Source organism: Streptomyces sp. NPDC014889 (assembly GCF_043081205.1).
Classification (GTDB): Bacteria; Actinomycetota; Actinomycetes; order Streptomycetales; family Streptomycetaceae; genus Streptomyces.
In genome coordinates this window covers 89060-114545 of the sequence record NZ_JBIBWH010000015.1, presented here as the reverse complement: position 1 = coordinate 114545, position 25486 = coordinate 89060, and the positions used below count along the sequence as shown (strand labels likewise).

19 protein-coding genes are annotated in these 25486 nt (G+C 73.7%); 16 read left to right on the top strand and 3 right to left on the bottom strand.

Translation table 11 applies throughout. The features are described from left to right. Nucleotides 1–578 precede the first annotated feature (578 nt). On the top strand, nucleotides 579–1310 hold the full coding sequence (locus ACF09J_RS28090) for a L,D-transpeptidase family protein (RefSeq protein WP_392308245.1): 732 nt from the start codon (nucleotides 579–581) through the stop codon (nucleotides 1308–1310). Between the two features lie 33 nt (nucleotides 1311–1343). Here the strand turns inward: ACF09J_RS28090 and ACF09J_RS28085 are convergent, their stop codons facing one another. Further along, complete coding sequence (locus tag ACF09J_RS28085; RefSeq protein WP_392308244.1) at nucleotides 1344–1799, bottom strand: ATP-binding protein; 456 nt, start codon at nucleotides 1797–1799, stop codon at nucleotides 1344–1346. A gap of 240 nt (nucleotides 1800–2039) precedes the next feature. Here ACF09J_RS28085 and ACF09J_RS28080 point away from each other — a divergent pair, with 240 nt between their 5' ends. Beyond that, complete coding sequence (locus ACF09J_RS28080; RefSeq protein WP_392308243.1) at nucleotides 2040–2879, top strand: ABC transporter ATP-binding protein; 840 nt, start codon at nucleotides 2040–2042, stop codon at nucleotides 2877–2879. Nucleotides 2880–3268: 389 nt separating this feature from the next. On the opposite strand, the gene ACF09J_RS28075 is transcribed toward ACF09J_RS28080, so the two are convergent. Next, nucleotides 3269–5239 carry a DUF1996 domain-containing protein gene (locus ACF09J_RS28075; protein ID WP_392308242.1) on the bottom strand — a complete coding sequence of 657 codons (1971 nt, stop codon included), beginning with the start codon at nucleotides 5237–5239 and terminating at the stop codon, nucleotides 3269–3271. A 553-nt stretch (nucleotides 5240–5792) separates the two neighbouring features. Here ACF09J_RS28075 and ACF09J_RS28070 point away from each other — a divergent pair. The 11 genes from ACF09J_RS28070 to ACF09J_RS28020 all read left to right on the top strand — a co-directional run bounded on the left by ACF09J_RS28070 (nucleotide 5793) and on the right by ACF09J_RS28020 (nucleotide 19552). Continuing rightward, a complete protein-coding gene (locus ACF09J_RS28070; protein WP_392308241.1) occupies nucleotides 5793–7487 on the top strand; it encodes a multicopper oxidase family protein in 1695 nt (564 codons plus the stop codon). Continuing rightward, nucleotides 7484–8158, top strand: a complete 675-nt coding sequence (locus tag ACF09J_RS28065; RefSeq protein WP_392308240.1) for a hypothetical protein — start codon at nucleotides 7484–7486, stop codon at nucleotides 8156–8158. Before ACF09J_RS28070 ends, ACF09J_RS28065 begins: the two co-directional genes overlap by 4 nt. Nucleotides 8159–8985: 827 nt before the next feature. Beyond that, a complete protein-coding gene (locus ACF09J_RS28060; protein ID WP_392308239.1) occupies nucleotides 8986–9231 on the top strand; it encodes a ferredoxin in 246 nt (81 codons plus the stop codon). Further along, nucleotides 9221–10615, top strand: coding sequence for an NAD(P)/FAD-dependent oxidoreductase (locus tag ACF09J_RS28055; protein WP_392308238.1), 1395 nt, complete (start codon nucleotides 9221–9223; stop codon nucleotides 10613–10615). The genes ACF09J_RS28060 and ACF09J_RS28055 overlap by 11 nt, the downstream gene beginning before the upstream one ends. A gap of 54 nt (nucleotides 10616–10669) precedes the next feature. Further along, the gene (locus ACF09J_RS28050; RefSeq protein WP_392308237.1) at nucleotides 10670–11908 is read left to right on the top strand and encodes a cytochrome P450; all 1239 of its coding nucleotides are present in this window, start codon (nucleotides 10670–10672) and stop codon (nucleotides 11906–11908) included. A gap of 92 nt (nucleotides 11909–12000) precedes the next feature. Beyond that, nucleotides 12001–12207, top strand: coding sequence for a hypothetical protein (locus ACF09J_RS28045; protein ID WP_392308236.1), 207 nt, complete (start codon nucleotides 12001–12003; stop codon nucleotides 12205–12207). Nucleotides 12208–12263: 56 nt separating this feature from the next. Further along, nucleotides 12264–12743, top strand: a complete 480-nt coding sequence (locus ACF09J_RS28040; RefSeq protein WP_392308235.1) for a hypothetical protein — start codon at nucleotides 12264–12266, stop codon at nucleotides 12741–12743. Nucleotides 12744–12911: 168 nt separating this feature from the next. Continuing rightward, nucleotides 12912–14072 carry a glutamate--cysteine ligase gene (locus ACF09J_RS28035; RefSeq protein ID WP_392308234.1) on the top strand — a complete coding sequence of 387 codons (1161 nt, stop codon included), beginning with the start codon at nucleotides 12912–12914 and terminating at the stop codon, nucleotides 14070–14072. Between the two features lie 223 nt (nucleotides 14073–14295). Beyond that, nucleotides 14296–16080 (top strand): N-acetylglutaminylglutamine amidotransferase, encoded by a 1785-nt coding sequence (locus ACF09J_RS28030; protein ID WP_392308233.1) that lies wholly within the window; start codon nucleotides 14296–14298, stop codon nucleotides 16078–16080. An 872-nt stretch (nucleotides 16081–16952) separates the two neighbouring features. After that, entirely contained in the window at nucleotides 16953–19076 is a 2124-nt protein-coding gene (locus ACF09J_RS28025; protein ID WP_392308332.1) for a prolyl oligopeptidase family serine peptidase, read from the top strand. Between the two features lie 83 nt (nucleotides 19077–19159). Continuing rightward, entirely contained in the window at nucleotides 19160–19552 is a 393-nt protein-coding gene (locus ACF09J_RS28020) for a hypothetical protein (protein ID WP_392308232.1), read from the top strand. 28 nt (nucleotides 19553–19580) lie between these two features. On the opposite strand, the gene ACF09J_RS28015 is transcribed toward ACF09J_RS28020, so the two are convergent. Next, nucleotides 19581–21359 carry a thiamine pyrophosphate-binding protein gene (locus ACF09J_RS28015; protein WP_392308231.1) on the bottom strand — a complete coding sequence of 593 codons (1779 nt, stop codon included), beginning with the start codon at nucleotides 21357–21359 and terminating at the stop codon, nucleotides 19581–19583. A 348-nt stretch (nucleotides 21360–21707) separates the two neighbouring features. Here ACF09J_RS28015 and ACF09J_RS28010 point away from each other — a divergent pair, with 348 nt between their 5' ends. From ACF09J_RS28010 to nrfD, 3 genes are read left to right on the top strand one after another with little or no spacing between them, the layout of a single operon-like run. Next, the gene (locus tag ACF09J_RS28010) at nucleotides 21708–23258 is read left to right on the top strand and encodes a cytochrome bc complex cytochrome b subunit (protein ID WP_392308331.1); all 1551 of its coding nucleotides are present in this window, start codon (nucleotides 21708–21710) and stop codon (nucleotides 23256–23258) included. 16 nt (nucleotides 23259–23274) lie between these two features. Beyond that, a complete protein-coding gene (locus ACF09J_RS28005) occupies nucleotides 23275–24297 on the top strand; it encodes a 4Fe-4S dicluster domain-containing protein (protein ID WP_392308230.1) in 1023 nt (340 codons plus the stop codon). Continuing rightward, nucleotides 24294–25325, top strand: a complete 1032-nt coding sequence (nrfD, locus tag ACF09J_RS28000) for an NrfD/PsrC family molybdoenzyme membrane anchor subunit (RefSeq protein WP_392308229.1) — start codon at nucleotides 24294–24296, stop codon at nucleotides 25323–25325. The genes ACF09J_RS28005 and nrfD overlap by 4 nt, the downstream gene beginning before the upstream one ends. The last annotated feature ends 161 nt before the right edge of the window (nucleotides 25326–25486 follow it).

Below are 25486 nucleotides of genomic sequence, written 5' to 3'. Positions count from 1 at the left end.
CCCCTCCGCCGCTCAGTGTTACCCACCGACCGCCTCCGGAATGCGATATGGGGACACGTTGCCAAAAATTGGCCCGAGTGTTGACCGGCCGCGCCCGCGCGAGCCCCGAAGAGAGGGAGCACGACACCCGGCTCCCGTCCTCGCGGCGGAGAACGGGAGCCGGGTGGCCGGACGTTGGGCCTCTCGCCTGGATCATGCCGGGCTCACGGGGCTGATCCGGACGAAAGACCCTAGCGGTCCGTGGCGGCGGGAGAGCCGACCGCGGGTGGTGCGGTCATCAGCTTTCCGAACAACGCCATGCAGGTGGAACAGTGTCCAGCCCGCTGTGCGCTCGCGCCGTCTACGTGCTGACCCAGTTGCTGTCCGCACAGGGTGGTGGTCGTGTGCTTGGCCATGACGTGCCAGACGAGAGCCCCACCGGGCTTCTCTGCTCCTGCACACATCTCATACATGATCGGCTCCACTCCCTCGATGGACGCCTCTCTCACTCAAGGAGACACCGAGTGGGCCGTCTGCACGCAGCCACGGACGGCCATTCAGGTGAAAAACGCGCCCTGGGTGGTGCCATCATGGGGCGCATGCGAAAAAGCGGAGCGTTGCGGACAGCGGCCGTGGTGGCCGTCGGCGGGGCGCTGGCGATGTCGCTGACGGCCTGCGGCGCTCCGGGCCACCGGCGCGTGGCCGGGCACGGCGGACCGGCGGAGCACAGGCCGGGCCGCAGGTCCTCCCCGAGCCGGGTACCGGGCATCGGCGACCGGATGTGGCATCGGGTGCCGGCCGGGTCCCGTCAGGTGGTTGCGGTCTACGGAGCGGGGCCGGACTCCCCCTACTCGACGGTCGAGTTCTTCACCGGGCACGGTTCGCACTGGGAGCGGACGGCTTCCTGGCCGGCCCACAACGGCAGGAAGGGCTGGACGACGGACCATCACGAGGGCGACCAGCGCACCCCTGTGGGGGTGTTCACGCTGAGCGACGCCGGCGGCGTGCTCGAGAACCCCGGGGCGAAACTGCCGTACACCCGGTCCGCCGCGTTCCAGGCTCCCCGGTCCTGGACGAAGAACGCCTGGCACGACTTCGACTACGTCATCGCCATCGACTTCAACCGCGTCAAGGGCACGCCGCCCAACGACCCCACCCGCCCGGAAGGGCAGTCCAGGGGCGGCAGCATCTGGCTGCACATGGACCACGGCGGCGGCACCTCCGCGTGCGTGACCCTGTCCGAGTCCGCGATGCGGTACCTGCTGCGCTCCCTCGACCCGCGTCAGCACCCGGTCGTGGTCATGGGAGACAGGGCGGTCCTCCAGGCCTGACGCCGCCCGGCGCGGCCGACGGCCGACGCCGCCTCACGGCCGCGCCGCGTCGAGCAGGGCTATGCGGACGACGACGCGCTTGCCCACCGGCTCGCGCCGCACCTCGAACCGCTCCACCACGGCCATCACGATCTCCAGACCGTGCTGGCCCACCCGCCCCGGATCGGCGGCCCGGGCCACGGGCAGCACCGGATCGCTGTCCCAGACCGCGATGTCCACGGCGTCCCCGACGATCCGCAGGTCCATCAGGATGGGGCCGGAGGCGTACTTGCGGGCGTTGGTGACCAGTTCGCTGACCACCAGCTGCGTCAGGTCCATCGCCCGGTCCGAGACCGTCAGTCCGTGGCCGGTCCGCGCCCGGCTCAGGAAGGCGGCCGCGAGCTGGCGTGCCTCGGCGATGCACGCGCCGTCGCCGTCGAGGGCCGCCGCCATGCGTATCACGCCGGTATCCGGCGCCGGCTCCGCGCCGCCGAGGAGGACGGATTCCATCCCAACCGCCTTCACCACCCTGTTCACGGCGTGCACATACCCCTCTTCCGGCCAGGCACGCATCCGGCCCCCGTGTCTGCTCCGTCACACCGCCGCCCGCCCGGAGCGGCCCGCCGGGCGGGCGACACCGGTGGCCTCGCCGCGTCCACGAACCGGACAGGACGGCGACAAGGTGCCGGATGCATCTACCGTTCGCGGTGCCGGTCGAGCGACGGCCTCGACGGTCGAGGGGAGCCCGGCATGGCCGAGGACACCGCGGAGCGGACGACGCGGGCGCACGGGACCGTCGTCGCCCTCCGCGAGGTGGGCGTCCGCCGCTACACGACCGGGCAGGTGATCCTCGACGACGTCGACTGGACGGTGCGCGCGGGAGAGCACTGGGCACTGCTGGGCGCCAACGGCGCCGGGAATACCACGCTGCTGCGGCTGCTCGGCGCCCTGATGCACCCCACGACCGGCAGCGTCGAGGTCCTCGGCGAACTGCTCGGCCGCGTCGACGTACGGGAACTGCGCGCGCGCATCGGGCACGTCACCACGGCGCAGCGCGTGCCCGGTGAACTCGACGCCCACACCGTCGTGCTGACCGGTCACACGGGCACGGTGCAGCCGCTGTGGCGGATGTACGACGAGGAGGTGCGGCGGCGGGCCCACGAACTGCTGGCCGAGCTGGACATCAAGGACCTGGCCGACCGGCCCTACGGAGTCTGCTCGGGCGGGCAGCGGGCCCGCGTCCTCATCGCCCGGGCCCTCATGGCGGAACCCGCGCTGCTGCTTCTGGACGAGCCCTTCAACGCCTTGGACCTGCCCTCCCGCGAGGATCTGGTCGAGGCCATGCACCGGCTCGCGCAGGGACGGCCACGGCTCGCCACGGTGACGGTCACCCACCACCTGGAGGAGCTCTCCCCGGCCGTCAGTCACGCCCTGCTGCTGCGCGAAGGGCGGCTCCTGGCCCGGGGGCCCGTCGAGGACGTGCTGAACCGGCCGTGGCTCACCACGTGTTTCGGCCGTCCCATCGCGGTCAGCCGGCACGAGGGCCGCTGGTGGGCGTATTCCGCGCGGCAGAGCCCCGGGAGCGCGTGAGGCGGGGACCCGCCCGATCCGGCGCGCACGGCGGTCCGGCGCCACTTCCCTCTACCCGAAGTAACATGATCCACTTTGGCTCCGGGCTTTTTCCGAGTCACCTCGGTCGCTCCGTGCCGCCCGCCCCCGTGCGAAGGATCCCCATGCCGTCTCCAGACGCCGCTCTGCAGCAAGCGCATTCTGACTACGAACAGCACATGCAGACCTGCCGACAATGTCATGCGCACGCCATTCCGTGCGCCGTGGCCAAGCACCTCATGCGCCTCTACAACAACGCCAGAAGAGGCCTCGCCCGCGCCGAGTGACACCGAGGCCGAGAGACACCGAGGGGGCGACGGCGGGACCAGGTGACCGGTCCGCCGCCGCCCCCTTCGCGGCCCGTGGTGTCGTCAGACGGCGCTGCGCCTGATCCGGCGCATCAGCACGACGCCCGCGGTCACGAGCAGCGCGCCGGCGGCAGCGGGCCACAACTTGGCGCCGGTCTCGGCCAGGCTGCCCCTGACGGCCTGCGGCTCGGTCTGCGCGCCGGCCGCCGCCTGGCCGTTTCCGCCCGGAGCCGGTGTGTAGGCGGTGCCCACCTCGCCGCCGCTCGCGGCAGCCGTGGCGCTCGGCTCGGCCTGACGGGAGGTGTCGGCCCGAGGGGAGGTGTCGGCCTTGGGTTCCGCCGCGCCGTCCGCCGGGTCCGCGGACTTCTCCGCCCCGGCGCCGCCCTTGCCGGCGCCGCCCTTGCCGGCCCCGGTCGCGCCGTCGTCGTCGGTCCGGTCCGCACCCGTGCCGGCGCCGCCTCCGGGCCGCGCGCCCGAGGTCTGGGTCGGCTTCTCCTGGGGCTCCTGCGGCTTCTCGGGCTTCTGCGGCTTCTCCGGCTGCGCTCCGAACTCCCCGCCCTGGTCGGCCCCGGCGCCGCAGGTGCGGCCGCTGTTGATGCAGTCGACCATCCGGCCCATCAGGTCCTCGTCGAAGACGTTGATGAAGTCGCCGTGGTCCGTGACCGGCTTGTGCAGCTGCTCGGGGAAGGAGTCCACGGCGAACAGCGGGGTGGTCGCGCCCCCGTCGTCCAGGCTCGGCGCGTCGACGCCGTAGACGATGCGCTGCACCAGTTGCGGGATCGCCCGGAATCCCTCCGGGCAGTTGCCCTCGCCGTCGGCGAACGCCACGTGCGTACGGTGGTTGGCACTGTCGGCGTTCCGGCCGTCCCAGCAGCTCTGGAACCTGAAGGTGCGCACCACGTCGCTGCCCTTGGGACAGAGCGGGTACTTGTCCTTGAGCTGCCGGTCCTCGAACCCGGTGCAGGACCAGGAGGCGTTGGCGTTGGCGGTGCCGTTGACGAACGCCTTGGCGTCTCCGGTGATGATGCGCAGGAAGCGCGGCATGGCCGTCACCTTGCCGCGCGGGCTGCCCTCGAAGGACAGCGTCACCTGCTTCGGCGTCACGATCCTGCCCGCGTTGCCCTCGGTCCCGCCGCCGGGGGCGTCGGCGTCCCGCTCCCGGGTTCCGTCCTGAAGGCGCAGCACGGGCCAGTAGTAAGTCGACTTGTCGCCCTTGTCGGCGCAGCTCGTGTCGGCCTTCGCGAGGTCGTCGTCACTGGCGAAGGCGTTGTTGCCCTGGTTGCCGGTGTAGTCGTGGAAGTGGTGGGCGCCGTTGGTGACGCCGGGGGCGACGATGACGTTGTCCGAGTTGAACAGGCCGCCCGCGTTCACTCCGCAACTGGAGACGAAGCTGCCGCGTGCGGCGTCCGACGCCGCACGCGGCTTGCCGGCGTCGGGCTGCACGGAGTTGATGTCCACGTAGTCCGCGGCCACGGGCCCGTTGCCGGCCTGGCCGTCGTCGGCGCCCTGCTCCGGCTCCTGCTGCCCGTCCTGCGGCGGGCCCTGGTCCTGGCCGGTCTGGTCCTGGCCGCTCTGGTCCTGACCGGTCCGGCCGTCGCCGCTGTCGGTGCCGGTGCCGGAGGTGCGCAGGGTGCAGGCCGCGAGGTCGTCGAGCCCCTCGGGCCGCTCCCCGGCGCCTTCGATCGCGTCGGCGATGCCGCCGATCGTCGCGGTCCGCTCCTCCTCGAGCGGGCTCACGATCTCCTCGTCCACGGCGTCGACGTCGATCCGCCCGTCCCGCACCGAGCCCAGCATCTTCTGGTAGGCGCTCGCGATCTGCTGGTCCAGGGCCGCGAGTTGCTCGTCGACGGTCGCCTTCGCGTCCTGGGGCACCTCGGTCAGCCCGGCGCCGACGTCCGGGCAGTCGATCGTGGCGCCTCCCGCCGCCGGGCTCTGCTTGCGGTCCCCGACGGACTGCACGGCCGACGTGTCTTCGGTGGCGGAGGCATACACGTTGGCGACCATCAGCCCGCCTCCGCCCAGGATGAGCGCCATCGCACCGATGGTGGCGCGCCGTGGGCCCGTGGGTCGTCTGCGCGTGTTGCGTCTCACCGAACTTCTCCTACGCGTCGTGGCCGGACGGAAATGCGATTCCCCCCGCCCCATACGGAGTTCGGCCCGGGAATGTTCAGACGCCCCGCGGATTTCCCCGTCTCGCGGGCCCGGGCGGCGATCGGTGAGGCTCGCACAGGCGGCGGCGCGGCGCATCGTGGATCAACAGGCGGCGCGAACGCGCGTTCGGCAGGCATGACGAAAGCCCCACTCCCGATGGGAGCGGGGCCCGTCCACGAGCGCCGGGCAGGCCTTGCACCTGCATCTCCCCGCAGGAAGCGGGGCGTCTTTCCTTGGACCACCAACGCACAGCCGGTCACCGGGAGTTCCGGCGACGTGCTCAAGATCGAGCATAGCGCAGATGCCCGGCCGCGGCACGTCGCCGCGCGGACCGGACCCCGTATCACTCCGTCACCAGGGCAATGGTTGCCGAGATCGCCAGACGCGCCGTGCCAGTTCTCCCACATATCGGCGCAAAACGTGTGTTATTCGACTCATGCACACATACTCGCGGCGCACCTTGCTCAGTGCCTCGGTCACGGCTGCCGCTTCGGGACTCCTGACCGCCTGCTCCGGGGCCGGCTCCCACACGGAGCCCGGCCCGCACTCGGGCTCCGCGCCGGGCTCGGGGCAGAGCTCGGGGTCCGCGCGGGGCCCCGGGGCCGTCGACGGCTTCCGCCCGTTCGTGCCCAAGGGACCCAAGGGATACGTGAACCCGTCCGACCCCGAGGTCCTGGCTGCCGAACGCAGGCGCGGGCGCGGGCGGGTACGCAAGTACCGGTTCACCGCACGGGAGACGTCGTTCGACCTGGCCGGCAAGACCGTGAAGACCTGGGCGTACGGCGACGACATCCCCGGCGAGCTGGTCCGGGCCACCGCTGGTGACATCCTCGACCTCACGCTGCACAACCGCCTGCCGGTGGGGACGACGCTGCACTCGCACGGTGTCCGGCTGCGCTGCGACATGGACGGCGTGCCGGACCTGACGCAGAGGACCATCAGGCCCGGCTCGGAGTTCAACTACCGCTTCGCCGTGTCCCACCCCGGCACCTATCTGCTGCATTCGCACGAGGGCATGCAACTCGACCGCGGTCTGTACGCCCCGCTGATCGTCGACGACCCCAGGGAGCCCCTGTCCTACGACAGGGAATGGGTGGTCGTCCTGGACGACTGGCTGGACGGCCTGCAGGGCTCCACTCCGGAGGCCGTGCTCGCGCAGTTGCAGAAGGTCAAGGGCCCCGTTCCGCGCGGCATGCACATGGGCGGCATGGACATGCACGGCGGAGGGCACGGCGGGGGGCACGGCGGGGGGCACGGCGGGCATTCGGCCCCGCAGGGCTCGTCCCACGGCCCGGACCGCATGCTGCGGCGCGGACTCAGCCGCATCCTGCAGGGCATGGGCGGCAACGTCGACTACCCGTACTACCTGATCAACGGCTGTGTCCCGCACGATCCCTCGGTCTTCCGGGCCCGTCCGGGCGACCGCATCCGGGTGCGGTTCATCAACGCGAGCGCCGACACCGCCTACCGGGTCGCGATCGGCGATCACGAGATGACGGTGACCCATACGGACGGCTACCCGGTCGATCACATCACGACGGACTCGCTGCTCATCGGCATGGCGGAGCGTTACGACGTCGTCATCACCGCCGAGGACGGGGTGTTCCCGCTGGTCGCGCTGGCCGAGGGCAAGGACGCGCGCGCCCTCGCCGTGCTGAACACCGGGAGGTCGAGGGACCTGCCTTCGCCCGCCTCCTACCCCGACGAGCTGGACGGGCGCCTCCTGCTGGCCCACCAGCTGACCGCCGACGACTCGGTGACGTTCCCGGACGAGGAGCCGGACCGCGAGATCCAGATCAAGCTGACCGGCAACATGAAGTGGTACGACTGGAGTTTCGACCGCCGGCCGTACTCGGTCGAGCAGCGGCATCCGGTCCGTCAGGGCGAGCGGGTCCGGATCACGTTCCTCAACCACACCGGCATGTGGCACCCGCTGCACCTGCACGGCCACACCTTCGCCCTCGTCGGCCCGGACGGGCTCGGCCCCCGCAAGGACACCGCGATCGTGCTGCCGCAGGACAGGCTGGTGGTGGACTTCTACGCGGACAACCCGGGGCTGTGGATGCTGCACTGCCACAACCAGTACCACTCCGAGTCGGGAATGATGACCATCCTCGGCTACCTGAAGTGACCGACGTGCCCGAGCGGCCGCTGCGAACGCCGCGCGCCGCCGGGCTGGCCGGGGTGCTGTTCGCGCTGCTGTTCGCGGCGGCGATGGTCCTGATCCGGCTGGGGATCCCCGAGGGCGTGGACGCGGTCGCCCTCCGGGGGCCCACCGACTCCGCGCGGCGCGGTGCGGTGCGGGCGGCACTGGCGCTGGTGCCGTTCGCCGGCATCTTCTTCCTGTGGTTCACCGGTGTGGTCCGCGATCACTTCGGGGACGCCGAGGACAAGTTCCTGGCGACCGTCCTCCTGGGCAGCGGGCTGGTGTTCGTGGCCGCGATGTTCGGGGCGGCCGCGGCCGCCGACGCGGTGCTCGCGGTCGCGCACCGGCCAGGCGCGCAGGACGGGCCCGCCGCCTGGGACTTCGGCCGCCATTTCGCGTACACGCTGATGACCGGGTACGCGATGCGGATGGCGGCGGTCTTCGCCTGCTCGCTGTCGGTGCTGGCACACCGGCTGGGGGTGCTGCCGCGGTGGCTGACGCTGCTCGGTCTGCTCACCGCCCTGGTACTGCTGTTCGCCGCGTCGAACGTGCCGTGGGCCGAGCTGGTGTTCCCGGCGTGGGCGCTGGTCCTCAGCACACACATCCTGCTGTCCGGCAACCACCGCCCAAGCCCCGGCACGGCGACGGCCGGGTAGACCGGGCGGGGGCACCACGGCGGCTGTGCGAGGCGTCTCCCAACGTGGCCGCTCCGGGGCGGGGCCGCGTCTGCCGGATGAGGCGGCTGCGGGGAGGGCGCGGCAGCCGCGGCCGTTCCCGCCCCGGCCGTACGGCCGGGTAAGGCGACTCCCCGCCGTATCGCGTCGCCCCGGCGAGGCGGGTCCCGGCGAAGGCCCAGCGCCGGGCTGAAGCAGCTCCGGGTGAAGTGGCCCCGGGCAGGGGCAAGCCGGCTACGCGGGGCCGCTCCGACGGGCCGTACGGCCAGGTGGGCGGCCCCCGCCGTGCCCCCGTCGGCCGGGTGAGACAGCCCCCGACGGAGCCGGCCCCTCCGACCGGCTGAGGCGGCTCCGCGTGGGGCCGCAGCACCCGGCTGAGCCGGCTCCGGGTGGGACGCTGCGGCTGCGCGAGGCCGCTACCGCCCCGGCCGTACAGCCGGGCGCGGCGGCTCCCCGCCGCCCCCCCCGTCGTCGGCCCGCCGAGGCGGCTCCCGACGGGGCCGCTCCGACCGGACGAGGCAGCTCCAGGCAGGACCGCAGCGCCCGCCTGCAGCAACTCCCAGCAGCGGCGCCACGACTGCGTAAGGCCACTCCCGTCCCGGCCGTAGCGCGCTGCGGCGGCTCCCCGCCGTACCCCCGTCGGCCCGGCGAGGCCGCTCCGTCGTGCGGTCGGCGTCACCCCATCGGCGGGTCCTGGCGCGCGGAGAGGGCATCGGAGCTTCGATCCTGACGGGGGATGACCGCCGTCCGAGGGTGTCCGCCGAGCGGGTGGCTCCCGAGGACCTGGCCGCCGGAAGGGCGGGTCGCCAATGAGGCTTGTCGTCGATCTCAACAAGTGCCAGGGATACGCGCAGTGCGCGTTCCTCGCGCCGGGCGTGTTCACCATGCACGGCGAGGAGTCGCTGGTCTACAACCCGCGGCCCGGCACGGAGCAGCGGGAGAAGGTCGCGCGCGCCGTCGCGGCATGCCCGGTGCAGGCGATCACGGCCGAGGGGCTGCGCGACACGGGCGAGGAGCCGGTCGGTGCCGGGCGGGAGGCCTCCGATGCCCGCTGAGGCGTTCCACGAGTGGCTCAGACGCGAAGGCCGGATCGTGATCGTGGGTGCCTCGCTTGCGGGTCTGCGGGCCGCGGAGACCCTGCGCGCCGAGGGGTTCACCGGATCGCTCACCATGATCGGCGACGAGCCCTACGAGCCGTACGACCGTCCCCCGTTGTCCAAGGCGGTACTGCTCGGCAGGGCGTCCCCCGACCACACCGAGCTGCCCCGGCGCCGGGACATCGACGCGACCTGGCGGCTCGGGGTCGCGGCGGCCGGTCTCGACATGGCGGCCGGGCGGGTGCGGCTGGCGGACGGCGAGGAGGTCCCCTACGACCGGCTGCTGATCGCGACCGGTGTGCGCGCCCGGCCCTGGCCGAAGGAGGAGGAGGCCCAGCTGGACGGCGTGTTCGTGCTGCGCACCCGGGACGACGCGGTCCGTCTGCACCGTCGTATGAAGGGTCCGCCGCGCCGGGTGCTGGTCATCGGGGCCGGCTTCACCGGTTCGGAGATCGCCTCGGCGTGCCGGGACCAGGGCATCGCGGTCACGGTCGCGGAGCGGGCCGACGCCCCCCTGGTGGGCGCGCTCGGCGGGGTGGTCGGCGCGGTGGCCGCGGAGCTGCAGCGGGAGAACGGGGTGGACCTGCGCACCGGGGTCATGGTCACCGGTCTGGAGGGGGACTCGACGGGCCGGGTGCGGGTCGCGCACCTGTCCGACGGCAGTTCCGTCGAGACGGACGTGGTGGTGGTCTCGCTGGGCGCGACCCGCAACACCGACTGGCTGGCCGGCTCCGGTCTCGGCGCGGGACCGCGCGGCATCGCCTGCGACGCGGGCTGCCGGGCCTTCGACTTCCGGGGCATCGTCACCGACGACGTCTACGTCGCGGGGGACGTCGCCCGATCCCCGCATCCGCTGTTCGGCTACCAGTTCCTGTCGCTGGAGCACTGGGGCAACGCCGTCGCCCAGGCGGAGGTGGCCGCGCACAACATGATCAGCGCCGGCGCCGACCGGCGACCGCACATGTGGGTGCCCGCCTTCTGGTCCTCGCAGTTCGGCGTGAACATCAAGTCGGTGGGCGTTCCGTCCATGGGCGAGGAGGTCATGATCACCCAGGGGTCGCTGACCGAGCGGCGGTTCGTCGGGGTGTACGGCTACCAGGGCCGGGTGATCGCCGCCGTGAGCTTCGACAACACGCGGTGGCTGGACTTCTACCAGCGGCTCATCGAGACGGGTGCGCCGTTCCCTGTGGAGTTCCCGACGGTGGACCGCCGGCCCGAGGGCCGCAAGGCGGTTCCGGCCGACTTCCCCGACCCGTCGCTGCCGACGCACGGCCCGACCGTGACTCTCAGTGGCTACTCCCCGACCGACCGGCGGCTCGTCTTCACGCCGGCCCGCCACTGAACCGGCGCCCGCCCTCGACCCGGATCTCCGGCCTCCACGCCCCAAGGACCCGACATGACGCACGGCCCGCTCCTGCACCGGATCACCGACTACGCCAACCGCGCCGACCCGTATCCGCTCTACGAAGAGCTGCGCAAGACACCGGTGCTGCACGAGGAGGAGGACGGCCCCTACGCCGTCAGCTCGTACTACGACATCCTCGGGCTGCTCCACGACCCGAGGGTCAGCTCGGACGCCACCAACCTCACCGCCGCCGGCGCGGACGAGTTGTCGGGACCGGAGGCCACGGGGCTGCCGCCGAGTTTCATCAGGCTCGACCCGCCCGAGCACGACCGGCTGCGGCGGATCGCCAACAGCTCCTTCGGCCCGCCGCACCGGCCCGACCGGATCGACTCCATGAGCGGGGAACTCGGCGGGATCGTCACCGAGCTCATCGACGGCTTCGGCGACGCGCGGCAGATCGACATCGTCGACCGGTTCGCCTACCCCTTCCCGGTGACGGTGATCTGCCGGCTGCTCGGAGTGCCGCGCGAGGACGAGCCGCGTTTTCGCGCCTGGGTGGACCCCATCGTCGCCGCGCTGGACCCGGAGACCCGGCAGAGCGGCGACGACGGCTTCCAGCGCGCGGCGCAGGAGGCCCGGATGCAGCTCGGCATGTACCTGGCCGGTCTGGTCGAGCAGCGCACCAAGGAGCCCCACGACGACCTGCTGTCCGACCTCGCGGCCAGTCACGGCACGGACGGGACCATGTCGATGATGGAGGTGCTCAGCACGGCGGTGCTGCTGCTGATCGCGGGCCACGAGACGACGGTCAACCTCATCACCAACGGGATGCTCACCCTGCTGCGCCACCCGGAGCACCTGCACCGGCTGCGCGAGGATCCGGGACTGTCCGTCAGGATCGTGGAGGAACTGCTGCGTTACGAGCCTCCGGTGCACATGGTGCCGCAGCGCACCTGTGTCGCCGACATCGAGCTGCGCGGGGTCACGATTCCCAAGGGCGCGCGGATCTGGCTGATGCTCGCCGCGGGCAACCGGGACCCGGAGCGGTTCCCGGACCCCGACCGGTTCGACCCCGACCGCGAGGACATCGAGCACCTCGGCTTCGGCAGCGGCATCCACATCTGCTTCGGCGCGCCGCTGGCACGGCGGGAGGCGCAGCTCGCGCTGGCCGAGCTGGCCCGCCGACTGGACAACCCCCGCCTGGTGGAGGACCCGCCGCCCTACCGGCGGAACGCGGTGCTGCGCGGCCCGCGCCATCTGAACGTCGCCATCGACTCGGTGCGTCCGTGAGGTCCAAAATTCGGTAAGAGTCTGGACAGATTTAAAAAACACGACAAAATGGACTGCATCCCCCCACCACCGCTTTGAGGAGCCGCCCAGGTATGGCGTCGTACGGAGCCGACCAGAACGCGACCCCGCCTCCCCACCCCGATCTGGGCCCGGCCCGCGGCTGCGAGACCTGCCTGGGCTGGGGGACCGTCGTCACCGATGACGGACACCACGAACTGTGCGCCACCTGCCAGCAGGGCGCGTACGACGACCCGCCACTCGACACGCGTACCTCGTCGCCCCGCACGAGTGGTACGTAGCCCGACTCGGCCGTAGCGTCTTTAAGGAGCCAGGACGTCGTCGGCCGGGAGCGGACATGGGCAGACACACAATGAGGACAGCGGTCGCGCTCTGCGCCGCGGGGCTGCTCGCGGCGAGCGCGGGTACGGCCTCCGCCGCCGCACCGGCGGCCCCGCACGGGAAAACGAACTCGCCGCACGCCGCGAAGCGAACGGACGGCGGGCCGGTGCTGGTCGACTGCCTGTGGAAGCCACGGCAGCGGCCCGGCGCGTTCATCCTCGCCTGCGGTGACGGCAACAGCGTCCTGTCCGCCCTGCGGTGGTCGCAGTGGAACGACCAGTCAGCGACGGCCAGGGGCTACAACCTCGTCAACGACTGCAAGCCGTACTGCGCGGCCGGGCGGTTCCACGACTACCCGGTCATCGTGCGGCTGGACAGCCCGGCCCCCTGGAAGAAGCGCCCGGAACTACGGCACTTCACCCGGCTCAGCCTGGAGTTCCCGGCAGCCCGCCCTGAGGGTGCCTCCCGGGTGGAGACGTATCCCCTCTGGGACTGAGCACAGGGGCGGCGTACCGACCTCACCTTCCGGCGCGGATTTTTCGTCCGTGGCCGGAAGGCTTGTGAAGGGGTCCCTCTGGGCACTCGGGAGTCCCGGAGCCGCGGGGTCCCCGGTGGGACCGGGCGCGACGGCCGGGTGATCGCCCAGGCAAGGGGAGAACGTGTCGTGACGCTGCGCATCGGGGCAGAGGAAGAGTTCCACGTGCTCGACGTGGAGAGCGGCCGGCTGGTGCCGCGCGCCGGCGCCGTACTGGACCGGCTACGCAGGCCCGGTTTCACCACCGAGCTCCAGCAGTCCGTCGTGGAGGCCAACAGCTCGGTGCACGACACCCTCGACGCCCTCCTCGCGGACCTGGCCCGGTCGCGGCGGCTGCTGGACACGGCGGCCTCCTCGCTCGGCCTGGCCACGGTGGCCGCCGGCACCGTGCCCCTGGCACGGGTCGGTTCCGGCAACGTCACTCCCGGGCGACGCTACCGGCACATGGCCGACCAGTACCGGAGGGTCGCCGACGAACAGCTCATCTGCAGCGCGCAGGTGCACGTGGACATACCGGACCGGGACACCGCCGTACGCGCCATGTGCCTGGTCGCGCCATGGCTGCCGCCGCTGCTGGCCCTGTCGGCCAGTTCGCCGTTCTGGCTCGGCGCGGACACCGGCTACGCGAGCTGGCGGACGATGCTGTGGCAGCGCTGGCCGACCGCCGGACCACCCGGCTGCTACGCCGACGCCGCCGCCTACGACGCCGCCCTGGAGGACCTGATCCGCTCGGGAGTCATCGCCGACGCCGGCATGATGTACCACGACGTACGGCCCTCCGCGCACCAGCCCACGCTGGAACTGCGGATCTGCGACGCCTGCCCGCGCGTGGAGACGGTCGTGCTGGTCGCGGGGCTGTTCCGGGCGCTGGTCCGGGACGCCTGCGACCGGCTGGCCCGCGGGGACGGCGGCCGGTGCGACGGCCACCACGAGTGGCTGCGGGCCGCCGGCTGGCAAGCCGCCCGCTCGGGCCTGGAGGGCACGCTGGTCGACCCGGTCACCCGGCGCCCGGTTCCCGCCCCCGAGGTGCTGCGCGCCATGGCGGCCCGGCTCCGCCCCTCGCTTGAGGCGTCCGGCGACTGGGCGGCCGTGCACGAACTCCTCACCCGGGCCCTGGCCTGCGGCAGTGCCGCGCACCGGCTGCGGCGGGCGGCCGAGGAGGAGGACCTGCTCGCCAGCATCGACCTGCTGGTCGCCGAGACCCGCGGCGCCGCCGGCCCGCGCCCGGTCGCACCGGCCCGCCCCGTCCGCGCCCCCCGTCCCCGCCCGATCGCCGGCGCCGGAACCTGACGGGACCTTCTCGTCCCGGCCCGACCCGCGAGCCGCCCGCACCGGCGGCGCCCGACGACCGTCCCAGGAGAGTGGTCAGCGCCATGTCACCCGCCCCCACCCCCGCAGCCACCGACGACTGCCCGGCCGTCCCGGCCTCCCCAGGGGGGCCGTGCCCCTCGGTCACGGACGGCAGACCCCCCGCGGCAGCCGAGGAGGCCGCCGCGGAAGGGAGGGCCTTCTGATGTGCGGGCTCAGCGGAGAGGTCCGGTTCGACGGGCGGCAGCCGGGCCTGGCCGCGGTCGAGCGGATGACCGACCGGCTCGCGCCCCGCGGGCCGGACGGACGCGGGGTGTGGTCGCAGGGGCCCGTCGCCCTCGGACACCGGCGGCTGAAGATCATCGACCTGACGGACAGCGGCGGTCAGCCGATGGCCGATCCCCGGGCGCGGGTCGTCGGCGTGTTCAACGGATGCGTCTACAACTACCGCGAGCTGCGCCGCGAACTGGCCTCGCGGGGCCACCAGTTCTTCTCGGAGTCCGACACCGAGGTGATCCTGAAGGCGTATGTGGAGTGGGGTACCTCCTGCGTCGAGCACTTCACCGGCATGTTCGCCTTCGTGATCGTCGAGCAGGACAGCGGGCGGGTGGTCCTGGCCCGCGACCGGCTGGGCATCAAGCCGCTGTACCTCACGGAGTCGCCCGGACGGCTCCGGTTCGCCTCCTCGCTGCCCGCGCTGCTGGCGGCCGGCGGGGTCGACACCTCCATCGACCCCTTCGCGCTGCACCAGTACCTGAGCTGGCACGCGACCGTGCCCGCGCCCCGCACCGTCCTCAACGGCGTGCGCAAGCTGCCGCCGGCCACCGTCCGGGTCGTCGAACCGGACGGCACGTACCGCGACCACCGCTACTGGCAGCCGGACTACACGCGCCGCCCCGAGTACGCCGGTCTGAGCGACGAGGACTGGACGGACGCGGTCCTTCAGGCGCTGCGCACGGCCGTACGCCGCCGGATGGTCGCCGACGTGCCGGTGGGCGTGCTGCTGTCGGGCGGCCTGGACTCCAGCCTCATCGTGGCGCTGCTGGCCGACGAGGGGCAGTGCGACCTGGCCACGTTCAGCGTCGGCTTCGAGTCCGAGGCAGGCGAGGAGGGCGACGAGTTCCACTACTCCGACCTGGTGGCACGGCACTTCGGCACCGACCACCACCAGCTGATGGTCCCCTCCGACCGGGTCTCGCAGGCCCTGGAGGGTGCCGTGCTGGCCATGAGCGAGCCCATGACCAGCCACGACGTGGTCGCCTTCCACCTGCTGTCCGAGCAGGTGGCCAAGGAGGTCAAGGTCGTGCAGAGCGGCCAGGGCGCCGACGAGGTCTTCGCCGGCTACCACTGGTATCCGGCGATGGCGGACGTGCCCCGGCACCGAGCGGCCGACGCGTACGCCGAGACGTACTTCGACCGGCCGCACGCCGACCTCGCGCGGATGCTCGACCCGTCGGTGCTGCCCGGCCACGACGTCTCCGGCGACTTCGTGCGGGCGCACATGGCCGTGCCGGGCGCCGAGACCGCGCTGGACGCGGATCTGCGGCTGGACACCCACGTGATGATGGTCGACGACCCCGTCAAACGGGTCGACAACATGACCATGGACTGGGGGCTCGAGGCCCGCGTGCCGTTCCTCGACCACGAGCTGGTCGAGCTGGCCGCCGCCTGTCCGCCCGGACTCAAGCTCGCGGACGGCGGCAAGGGCGTCCTGAAGGCGGCGGGCCGCGAGGTCCTGCCGCGGGAGGTCGTCGACCGGCCCAAGGGCTACTTCCCCGTACCGGCGATCAAGCACATGGCCGCGCCGGTGCTGCTACGCGTCCGCGAGGCCCTCGACGCCCCCGAGGCGCGGGCCCGCGGTCTGTTCCGCCAGAGTTACGTCGACGAACTGCTCGCCGCGCCGGACGCCCACCGCACCAAGCGCGGGGCGAACGCGCTGTGGCAGGTTGCTTTGCTGGAGATATGGCTGCAGACCCACGGAATCCAGTGACCGGCGAGCCCCCCGGTGCGCTCCCGCCCGGGGACGCGGGTGACGCGCGGGCCGCCCCGCCGGGGCGGCCACACCCTGATCGGGCCGCAAGCCCGCCGAGCCCTGCGCCGGGCGGCCCTGCGGCGAGCACAGCAGACCCCGCCCCGGGCGGCCCTGCCGCGAGCACGGCGGACCCCGCACCGGGGCACCGGACCGAAAGCGGGGCGGAGCCCCCGCCGGACGGGCGGGCCCGAACCACCACCGACCACAGCGAGACCGGCCGCACGGACGATGCGGCCGGCCAGGACCGCCGGGCGCGAGGCACGGCGAGCGGCCCCGCGCCGGACGGCCGGGCGCTGAACGAGACCGGCCGGGGCTCGAACCCCGCCCCCGGCGGCCCTGCCGCGAGCACGGCGGACCCCGCACCGGGGCACCGGACCGAAAGCGAGGCGGAGCCCCCGCCGGACGGACGGGCCCGAACCACCACCGACCACAGCGAGACCGGCCCCACGGGCGACTCGTCCGGCCACGAGCAGGATCGCCGGGCCGGAGGCGCGCCGGACGGCCGGGGCGCGAGCGCGTGCGAGCGCGCACGGTCCGGCTCGGGCAGCGGCGGCGCGGACTCCTTCCGGGGCGACCGGCCCGAGAGCGGGGCGGACTTCCCGCCGGGTGACCGGGCCGGTCAGGCAGCGGCCCCCACGTGGAGCAGCCGGGCCGTGGCGGCGGGGAACGCCGCGCAGCGGTCGGGTACGACATCGGCGGACCGCGGCGTGGACGGAGGCGCCGCGGACGCGGAGTACACCGCGGGTCCCGTGCGCACGCCGTCGCCGGGGTGGGTGCCACACCGGCCGGAGGGACCGGCCGGGCAGCCGCCGCCGGCCGTTCCCGGGCAGGTGGGGCGCGGCGGGGCGCAGGCCGCGCCCGAGGTCGTGCTGGTGCCGGACGCGGCCCTGCCGCTGGACGCGGTGCCGCGGGTGCTCGTCTCGCACGGATGCTGGTACCCCTCCGTCGACCCCGACGGGCGCAATGTCGCGTTCATCTGCGACCGGGGCGGGGTGCCCCAGCTGTGGGCGGGCCCGGTCGACGGCGACGACGTGCATCTGCTGGACACCGAGCCGGATCCGGTGACCGAGGTCGCCTGGTCGCCCGACGGCCGGTGGATCGCGTACACCACCGCACCGGGCGGCAGCGAGCACACGCGCGTGTTGTGCGTACGGCCCGACGGCACCGGGCGACGTGTCCTGGCGGGCGGCGAGCCGGGGAGTTCGGCGTACCTCGGCTGCTGGACGCACGACGGTTCGGCGCTCGCCGTGACCGTCGCCGAGGCCCCCACGTACCTCGCGCCGCCGGCCGGAACGGAGGCCGGCGCGGGCACCGCCGCCCCCGGCTCGCTCGTCTCCGGCACCGCCATGACGGTCCACCCGGAAGGCTGGACCGCGCGCGACGGCCGCGCCACCCTCCTGGGCGCACCGTCCCGCCCCCGGCCCCCGGCGGCGCGCGTCCCCGAGGTCGACGGACTCCCCGCCGCGGACCGCGGTACGGCCGCGGCCGAACCCGCGCCCCGGACCCTGTCGGCGTACCTCGTCGACCCCGACGGGTCGGCCGCCCCCGCGCTGGTGGCGAGCGAACGGGACGCCGCCACCCTGCGCGTGTGCGACATCAGCAGGGACGGGCGGCTGGCGCTGGTGCGCCGGGGACCGCGGGCACGGCGGGAGGCCCTGGTGGTGCGGACCAGGGATCTGCGGGTGACCTGCGCGCTGCCCGTCGCCGACGGCGACCCGTGGATCGGCACGTTCGCGCCGGACGGCCGTACGGTGTGGCTGCGCAGCGACCACGACCGTGAGCACGCCGCCCTGTACGCGGTCGCCCTCGACCGGCGGGGGCGCCGCCTCGGCCTCACGGTGGCCGCCCAACGCGACGGGAGCGGCCTGGAGTTGCTCGCCGTGGACCGCGACGGCCGCGGCGCAGTGCTGTGCTGGAACGAGCGCGGGGTCAGCGAGCTGGAGGTGGCCCCACTGGTCCCGGTGCCCGGCACCGCCCTGGGTCCGTCCCGCGCCGTGCCCCTGCCGCACGAGGTCGTCACCCGGGTCGCCGTCACCGCGGACCCGGACGCGCCCGTCGTGGCGCTGTCGGGATCGCTGCGCCGGCCGGGCGTCTGGTGGCTCCCGCAGGGCGCCGCGCTGCGCACCCCGTGGTCCTCCCGCGACGAGGACGTCGTCGCCCCCGGCGTCCACCGTCCCGTACGGCCGGTGCCGGTGCGCCCCGTCGCCCGGGACGGACTGAACCTCGGCGGCTGGTACTACCGCGCGCCGGGCCGCTCGCCGCTGGAGCCCGCGCCCTGCGTCCTGCATCTGCACGGCGGCCCGGAGGAGCAGGAGCGGCCGGTGTTCGACCCGCTGTACCACGAGCTGCTGGGCCGGGGGCTGGACGTCTTCGCCCCCGATGTGCGCGGCTCGTCCGGTTACGGCCGTTCCTTCGTCGACGCGGACCTGGGCCGGGGCAGGTTCGCCGCGATCGACGACGTCGCCGACTGCGCGGCGCACGTCCTCCTGGAGGGCCTGGCCGACCCGCTCCGGCTGGCCGTGATGGGCCATTCCTACGGCGGCTATCTGACGATGGCGTCCCTCGTGTGGCATCCGGAGCTGTTCCGCACCGGCGTCCCGGTGTGCGGGATGTCGGACTTCGCGACGTTCTTCGCGGGCACCGAGCCGTGGCTGGCGCAGTCGGCCGCGCACAAGTACGGGCATCCGGAGCGCGACCGTGAGCTGCTGCGCGCGCTGTCGCCGATGAGCCGTGTCGACGCGTTGCGCGTTCCGGTGCTGGCGGTGCACGGTGAACACGACACCAACGTGCCGCCGGGCGAGTCCGAGCAGTTCGTGCGGGCGGCCCGGGAGCGCGGGGTGGAGGCGGAACTCCTCGTCCTGCGCGACGACGGGCACGACTTCCGGCGCGCGGACAACCGCCGCGCCTTCCGCAGGACCGCCGCCGACTGGATCCAGCGTCACCTGACCGGCTGACACCGGGAGGTTTCGGCACACGGCGACCGAGGCAACCCCTCTTCCTCGGGTCCTGTGGTCACGGTGACGGGAAGTGAGGCGTCATGTGGAAGCGCGGTGAGCGCGCCCGGCGGGCTCGCGAACCCCTGCCGTTGGAGTTGTGCGACCAGTGCGGCGCGACCTTCCCTCAGGACGAGGCGGAACGCGGTTGGGTTCCCGACTCCTCCAGCGTCCATCCCACCAACGACTGGTTCGACGGCCTGCGCCGCGTCACCGCGTGTTCCGACGCGCACTTGGCGGCCGTCCGGGAGGAGTACCGGCGCCGTGACTTCGTACCGGAGGAGCTCTGGGCCGCCAAGATCGACCGTGCTCTCGGCACCGGCGGTCAGGTCACCACGCTGGAGGAGCTCGGCCGCCGTACGGGGCTGCACGAGCCGGAGATCCGCCGTGCCGTGGCGTGGCACAACGCGCGCCGGAGGCGGCAGCCGCCGCCCTGAGCATGGGCGGTACGGGTGGCGACGGCGGTCACGTCGAGCCGAACACGCCGCCGACCGACGCGGCGATCCTCTGCCGCAGGGTGCGGCGCCCGATGCGGGACAGGGACGGCTGTTTCGCGTCCCGGCTGCCGATGGCCGCCGCCCAGTCGGGCGGGGTCTCGCCGTCCACCACGAATTCCAGCAGGACCGGCCCGGTGGCCCTCAGGGCGCCCTCCCAGACGGCGGCCACCTGGCCCGGGTGGGCGCAGCGCACGCCGGGCAGGCCGAGCAGCCGGGCGTATGCGGTGTAGGACACCTCGGGCACCTCGGCGGAGGGGGCGAGCAGCGGGTCCCCGGCCGCTCTGCGGCGTTGCCAGGTCAGCCGGTTCATGTCGCCGTTGTTGAGGACGCAGAACACCAGGGGCGGCCCGTCCGCCAGGCGTTCGAGGTGCCGCCGGACGGTGATCAGCTCGTTCATCCCGCTCGTCTGCAGGGCCCCGTCGCCGATCAGCGCGACGACCGGACGCTCGGGGAGGGCCAGCCGGGCGGCCACCGCGTAGGGCACGGCGGACCCCGGTGTGCCCAGGTGCCCCGACAGGGAGGCGCGCATGCCGTTGCGCAGTTCCAGGTGGCGGGTCCACCAGTCCAGGGCGGAGCCGGCGTCGGCGACGACCACGCAGCGGTCGGGCAGGCGCGCGGACAACTCGGCGACGACGGAACGGGGGTTGACCACCCCGCCGAAGAACAGTGACGCCTTCGCCCGGCCCCGCGCGCGCCACTCCCGCACCGCCTGCTCGACGTCCGTGCGCCACCTGAGGTCCTCGCGGCGGTGCAGCAGCGGGAGGACGAGGTCGAGGGCGGCGGCGACCTCGCCCGTCAGCCGGCCGGTCACGGCGGCTTCGGGCAGCGCCGGACGGGCGGCTGCGTCCGCGTCCACGGTCACCACGCGGGGGCCCGGCACGGGGACCAGACCTCCGTCGAAGTCCTCGGCGCCCACCAGGAGCAGCGTGTCGCACTCGCGCAGCAGCGCCGCGGCGACCGTGCTGCCGGACGGGGCGGCCGTACCGGTCACCCACGGCAGGTCGTCGGGCAGGACGTCGCGGGCCAGGGGCGTCTTTGCGACGCCCGCTCCCAGCAGTTGGGCCACCCCCGCGACCTGGCCGGAGGCCGCGGCCCCACCGGGCCCGGCGACGACCGCGACCCTGCGGCCGGCGTTCAGCACGTCGGCCGCGTGCCGGGCGTCCCGCTCCTCAGGACGCAGCAGCGACGGGCGAAGGCGGGCCGGGGCCCCGGCCGTACGGTCCTCCTCCGGCGGAACCGGGGCGGCCTCGGCCTCCAGGACCGCGCGCGGCACGATCAGCGTGGCGACCCCGCGGCCGGTGAGCGCGGCCTGCACGGCCCGGTCGAGCGCGTCCGGCACGTGCCGCGGCTCGGACACCGACGCGCAGAACTCGGACACCTCGTCGAAGAGCCGGGTCACCGGGACCGTATGCCGCCCGGCGCCACCGTACGGACCGGGCTCTTCCCGCCCCACGACGGCCAGCACCGGCTGCCGGTCCAGCGCCGCGTCGTACAGGCCGCTCAGCAGTTGGAGGGCGCCGGAGCCGGCCGGGGCCAGGCAGCAGCCGGGCCGCCCGGTGAACTTCGCGTGGGCGCACGCCATGAGCGCGGCCGGCTCCCCGTGCCTGGCCCGGACGAACTCCGGCCCGTCCCGCTCGTCCCCGAGCACCCCGGCCAGGGCGTCCACCTCGGGACCCGGGACGCCGAAGACCCGGTCCACCCGCCACGCCCGCAGACGTGCGGCGATGAGTTCACTGACGCCGGCCACACGGACCTCCCGCAGCGACGAGCCGAGGATCGCGGCACCGGGTAGCCCGCCCCCGCACGGCCAAACCGTCCGCTGATCGACGTCACACGGACGGCCGTCGCTCCGCGTGCCGGTTCCACACGGCGGGAGCCGCCGCGCCGCGGGCCGCCGGTGCCCCGCGGGCGCGGTTTTGGGCGCGCGCGGTCCGGGCACCCGTGCCAGGCTCGAAACGAGCACCGTGGTGCGGGCTTCACGCGGCGGCAGAAAGGCGGGCACGGCGTGGCGGTGGCTGACGGGCACGCATCCACCCGGCCGCCTGCGCGCGCCGAGCGGGTGGTCCGCGCGGTCGACGAGCGACTGCCGCTGTCCATGGCGGGCCGGGAGTTCCTGCGCAAGGCGTTCCCCGACCACTGGGCGTTCCTGCTCGGCGAGATCGCCCTGTACAGCCTGCTGGTCCTGGTGCTGACGGGCGTCTGGCTGAGCTTCTTCTTCCACCCGGGCATGACGGAGCTGTCGTACACCGGCTCCTACGCGCCCTTGCGCGGACAGCTCACGTCGCAGGCGTACGCCTCGGTGCTGCACATCAGCTTCGACGTCCGCGGCGGCCTGCTGCTGCGGCAGATCCACCACTGGGCCGCGCTGGTGTTCGTCGCCGCGATCGGCGTGCACCTGCTGCGGATCTTCTTCACGGGTGCCTTCCGCCGGCCCCGGGAGGCGAACTGGATGGTCGGGGTGACGCTGTTCGGGGCCGGCCTGCTGGAGGGTTTCTGCGGCTACTCGCTCCCCGACGACCTGCTGTCGGGCACCGGTCTGCGCACCGCCCAGGGCATCATGCTGTCGATCCCGGTGGTCGGCACGTACTTCCAGTTCTTCGTGTTCGGCGGCGAGTTCCCCGGGCACGAGATCATTCCGCGCCTGTACGTGTTCCACATCCTGCTGCTGCCCGGGCTGCTCCTCGCCCTCGTGGGCGTCCACCTGGGCTTCGTGGTGTACCACAAGCACACCCAGTGGGCGCGGCCCGGTCACACCAACCGGAACGTGATCGGCAAGCCCCTCTTCCCGCAGTACACGGCGAAGTCGGTCGGCCTGTTCTTCATCCTGACGGGCGTACTGGCGCTGCTCGGCGCGCTGGTCCAGATCAACCCGGTCTGGGACTTCGGGCCCTACCGGCCCGACCACGTCTCCCTCGACGCCCAGCCGGACTGGTACGTGGGCTTCCTGGAGGGCGCACTCAGGCTGATGCCCGCCGCCGAGACGAACGTCGCCGGGCACACGATCGCGTGGGACGTCTTCCTGCCGGGCGCGGTGCTGCCCACGGTCCTGTTCCTCGTGCTGTACGCCTATCCCTACTTCGAGCGGTGGCTCACGGGCCCCCGCCCGGAGCAGCACCTGTGCGACCGGCCGCGCAACGAGGCCACCCGCACCGCCCTGGGAGTGGCGGCCGTCTCCGTGTACGCGGTGCTGCTGCTGGCGGGCGGTCAGGACGTGCTGTCGTACGTGTTCCACGTGCCGTTCGAGCTGCTGACGTACTGCCTGCGCGTCGCCCTGTTCCTGGTGCCGTTCGTGGCCTACCACGCGACGAGGCGGGCCTGCCTCGGGCTTCAGGCGGGCGACCGGCGGCGGCTGCTGGAGGGACAGGTCACGGCGCGGGTGCGGCGCCGGCCCGGAGGCGGGTACGAGGAGGCGCGGACCCTGCTGCCGCGCGAGGAGGCGTACCGCATCCTCGTGCGCGACGAACCACGGCCCCGCGCGGCGGGGACCGAGCCCTGGCGCTGGTTCCGCGGACACCGGATCCGCAACGCCCTGAGCCGGTGGTACTTCGCCCCACGCGTGGAGCTGCCCGCCACCGAGTTCCAGCGGCAGCGGATCAAGGTCGCGCGCGCCGGTCCGGCGCACACCGGGAACACGGATGAGAGCTGAGCGAGGAGGTCCGGACATGACCGACGGCAACACGACGGCGCCGAACGCGGCGGGCGGCGATCCGCCGGCGTCACGGAACCTGTGGTTCGGGCCGCTGCCGAACGTGGCGCAGGCGTCCGGATACACCGACACACCGCCCCGGATGGGCTTCTTCACCGACACCTCCGTGTGCATCGGCTGCAAGGCCTGCGAGGTGGCGTGCAAGGAGTGGAACGCGGTGCCGGAGGACGGCCTCGAACTGACCGGCATGTCCTACGACAACACCCAGGGGCTCGGCGCCGACACCTGGCGGCACGTGGCCTTCATCGAGCAGCGCGTGCAGGTGGGCGGCGGTCAGGAGCCGGGGGCGGGCGCAGGCGGTTTCGACGCGTTCGAGGCGGCCCGGCAGCTCGGTTCCGCGCCCTCCCCCACGTCGGAGCCGGCGGGCGCGCCGGCCGACGTGATCTCCCCGGTGTCGCCCGACGGGCGCACCGAGCTGCGCTGGCTGATGTCGTCCGACGTGTGCAAGCACTGCACCCACGCGGCCTGCCTCGACGTGTGTCCGACCGGCGCGCTGTTCCGCACCGAGTTCGGCACCGTCGTGGTCCAGGAGGACGTGTGCAACGGCTGCGGCTACTGCGTGCCCGCCTGCCCGTACGGGGTCATCGACCAGCGCAAGGAGGACGGCCGGGTCTGGAAGTGCACCTTGTGCTACGACCGGCTCGGCGTCGGCATGGAGCCGGCCTGCGCCAAGTCGTGCCCCACCGACTCCATCCAGTTCGGCCCGCTGGACGAACTGCGCGAACGGGCCGCCACGCGGGTGGCGCAGCTCCACGCGGCCGGTGTCACCGACGCCCGGCTGTACGGGGAGAGCCCGGACGACGGGGTCGGCGGCGACGGCGCGTTCTTCCTGCTGCTGGACGAGCCCGAGGTGTACGGCCTGCCGCCCGACCCGGTGGTCACCACCCGGGATCTGCCCTCGATGTGGAAGCACGCGGCGACCGCGGCCGTGTCGCTCGCGGCACTGGGCGTCGCCGCTTTCGTCAGGAGGCCACGATGAGCGAGTCCGACGTCACCCGTGAGGGTGTGAAGGGGGCGCGGCCCGGCCGGGACGCCCCGGTCGACGGCGCGGCCGGGCACGGGCGGCACCGGCGCCGCCGCGGACGCGGCGAGCAGTCGATGGTCCCGGAGGCCCAGTTCTCCTCCTACTACGGCAAACCGGTCATCAAGAAGCCGACCTGGAAGTCCGTCGACATCGCCGGCTACCTCTACCTCGGCGGCCTCGCCGGCGGGTCGTCGCTGCTGGCGGCGGGGGCGCAGGCCACGGGGCGGCCTGCGCTGGCCCGGACGGCGAAGCTGGGCGCGGCGGGCGCGATCTCCGCCTCGCTGGTCGCGCTCGTGCACGACCTCGGGCGGCCCGCCCGTTTCGTCAACATGCTGCGCGTGTTCAAGCCCACCTCGCCGATGAGCGTGGGGTCCTGGCTGCTGGCCGGGTACGCGCCGCTGACGGTGGTCGCCGCGGCCACCGATGTCGCGCGCCGTTACCGCCTGCTGGGCGCCGGTGCGACGGCGGGTGCCGCCGTGCTGGGTCCGGCGGTCGCCACGTACACCGCCGTGCTGATCTCCGACACGGCGGTGCCGTCGTGGCACGAGGGCTACCGGGAGATGCCCTTCGTGTTCGCCGGTTCGGGCGCCAGTGCGGCCGCCGGGCTGGCGCTGGCCTTCGTGCCGGCGGAGCAGGCGGGGCCCGCGCACCGTATGGCGGTGCTCGCGGCCGGGCTGGAGATGGGCGCCTTCCAGCTGATGAAACGCCGGATGGGCCTGGCCGCCGAGCCGTTCGAGCAGGGCGATGCCAAGCGTCTGCTGCGGGCGGCGGAGCTGCTCACGGCGGGCGGCACCGCGCTGGCGGTGGCCGCGGGCCGGCGCCGCGGCGGCCGCGCGCTGGCCGTGGCGGCCGGCCTGGCCCTGCTGTCCGGCTCAGCCGCGCTCAGGTTCGGCGTCTTCCACGCGGGCGTGGCCTCGGCGGAGGACCCCAAGTACACGGTCGTACCCCAACGGGAACGCCTCCGGGCCGCCGACACGGACTGACTGCCCGAGGCCGCCCTCCACCCGGCGCAGAAAACCCCGGGGCCGCCTGCGGCACCGGGGTTTCCCGGCACGGCGCGCGAACGCCGCCCGACGGCAAGGCGCCCAAGCGCCGCGCGAAGCGCCCCGCGGCGGGGGCCCGGGCTCCGCACGCGCGCGCTCCC

Coding starts and splice junctions, on each gene's coding strand:
- ACF09J_RS28090 (WP_392308245.1), top strand. CDS start 579: ATGCGAAAAAGCGGAGCGTTGCGGACAGCGGCCGTGGTGGCCGTCGGC.
- ACF09J_RS28085 (WP_392308244.1), bottom strand. CDS start 1,799: ATGGAATCCGTCCTCCTCGGCGGCGCGGAGCCGGCGCCGGATACCGGC.
- ACF09J_RS28080 (WP_392308243.1), top strand. CDS start 2,040: ATGGCCGAGGACACCGCGGAGCGGACGACGCGGGCGCACGGGACCGTC.
- ACF09J_RS28075 (WP_392308242.1), bottom strand. CDS start 5,239: ATGGCGCTCATCCTGGGCGGAGGCGGGCTGATGGTCGCCAACGTGTAT.
- ACF09J_RS28070 (WP_392308241.1), top strand. CDS start 5,793: ATGCACACATACTCGCGGCGCACCTTGCTCAGTGCCTCGGTCACGGCT.
- ACF09J_RS28060 (WP_392308239.1), top strand. CDS start 8,986: ATGAGGCTTGTCGTCGATCTCAACAAGTGCCAGGGATACGCGCAGTGC.
- ACF09J_RS28055 (WP_392308238.1), top strand. CDS start 9,221: ATGCCCGCTGAGGCGTTCCACGAGTGGCTCAGACGCGAAGGCCGGATC.
- ACF09J_RS28050 (WP_392308237.1), top strand. CDS start 10,670: ATGACGCACGGCCCGCTCCTGCACCGGATCACCGACTACGCCAACCGC.
- ACF09J_RS28045 (WP_392308236.1), top strand. CDS start 12,001: ATGGCGTCGTACGGAGCCGACCAGAACGCGACCCCGCCTCCCCACCCC.
- ACF09J_RS28040 (WP_392308235.1), top strand. CDS start 12,264: ATGGGCAGACACACAATGAGGACAGCGGTCGCGCTCTGCGCCGCGGGG.
- ACF09J_RS28030 (WP_392308233.1), top strand. CDS start 14,296: ATGTGCGGGCTCAGCGGAGAGGTCCGGTTCGACGGGCGGCAGCCGGGC.
- ACF09J_RS28020 (WP_392308232.1), top strand. CDS start 19,160: ATGTGGAAGCGCGGTGAGCGCGCCCGGCGGGCTCGCGAACCCCTGCCG.
- ACF09J_RS28010 (WP_392308331.1), top strand. CDS start 21,708: ATGGCGGGCCGGGAGTTCCTGCGCAAGGCGTTCCCCGACCACTGGGCG.
- ACF09J_RS28005 (WP_392308230.1), top strand. CDS start 23,275: ATGACCGACGGCAACACGACGGCGCCGAACGCGGCGGGCGGCGATCCG.
- nrfD (WP_392308229.1), top strand. CDS start 24,294: ATGAGCGAGTCCGACGTCACCCGTGAGGGTGTGAAGGGGGCGCGGCCC.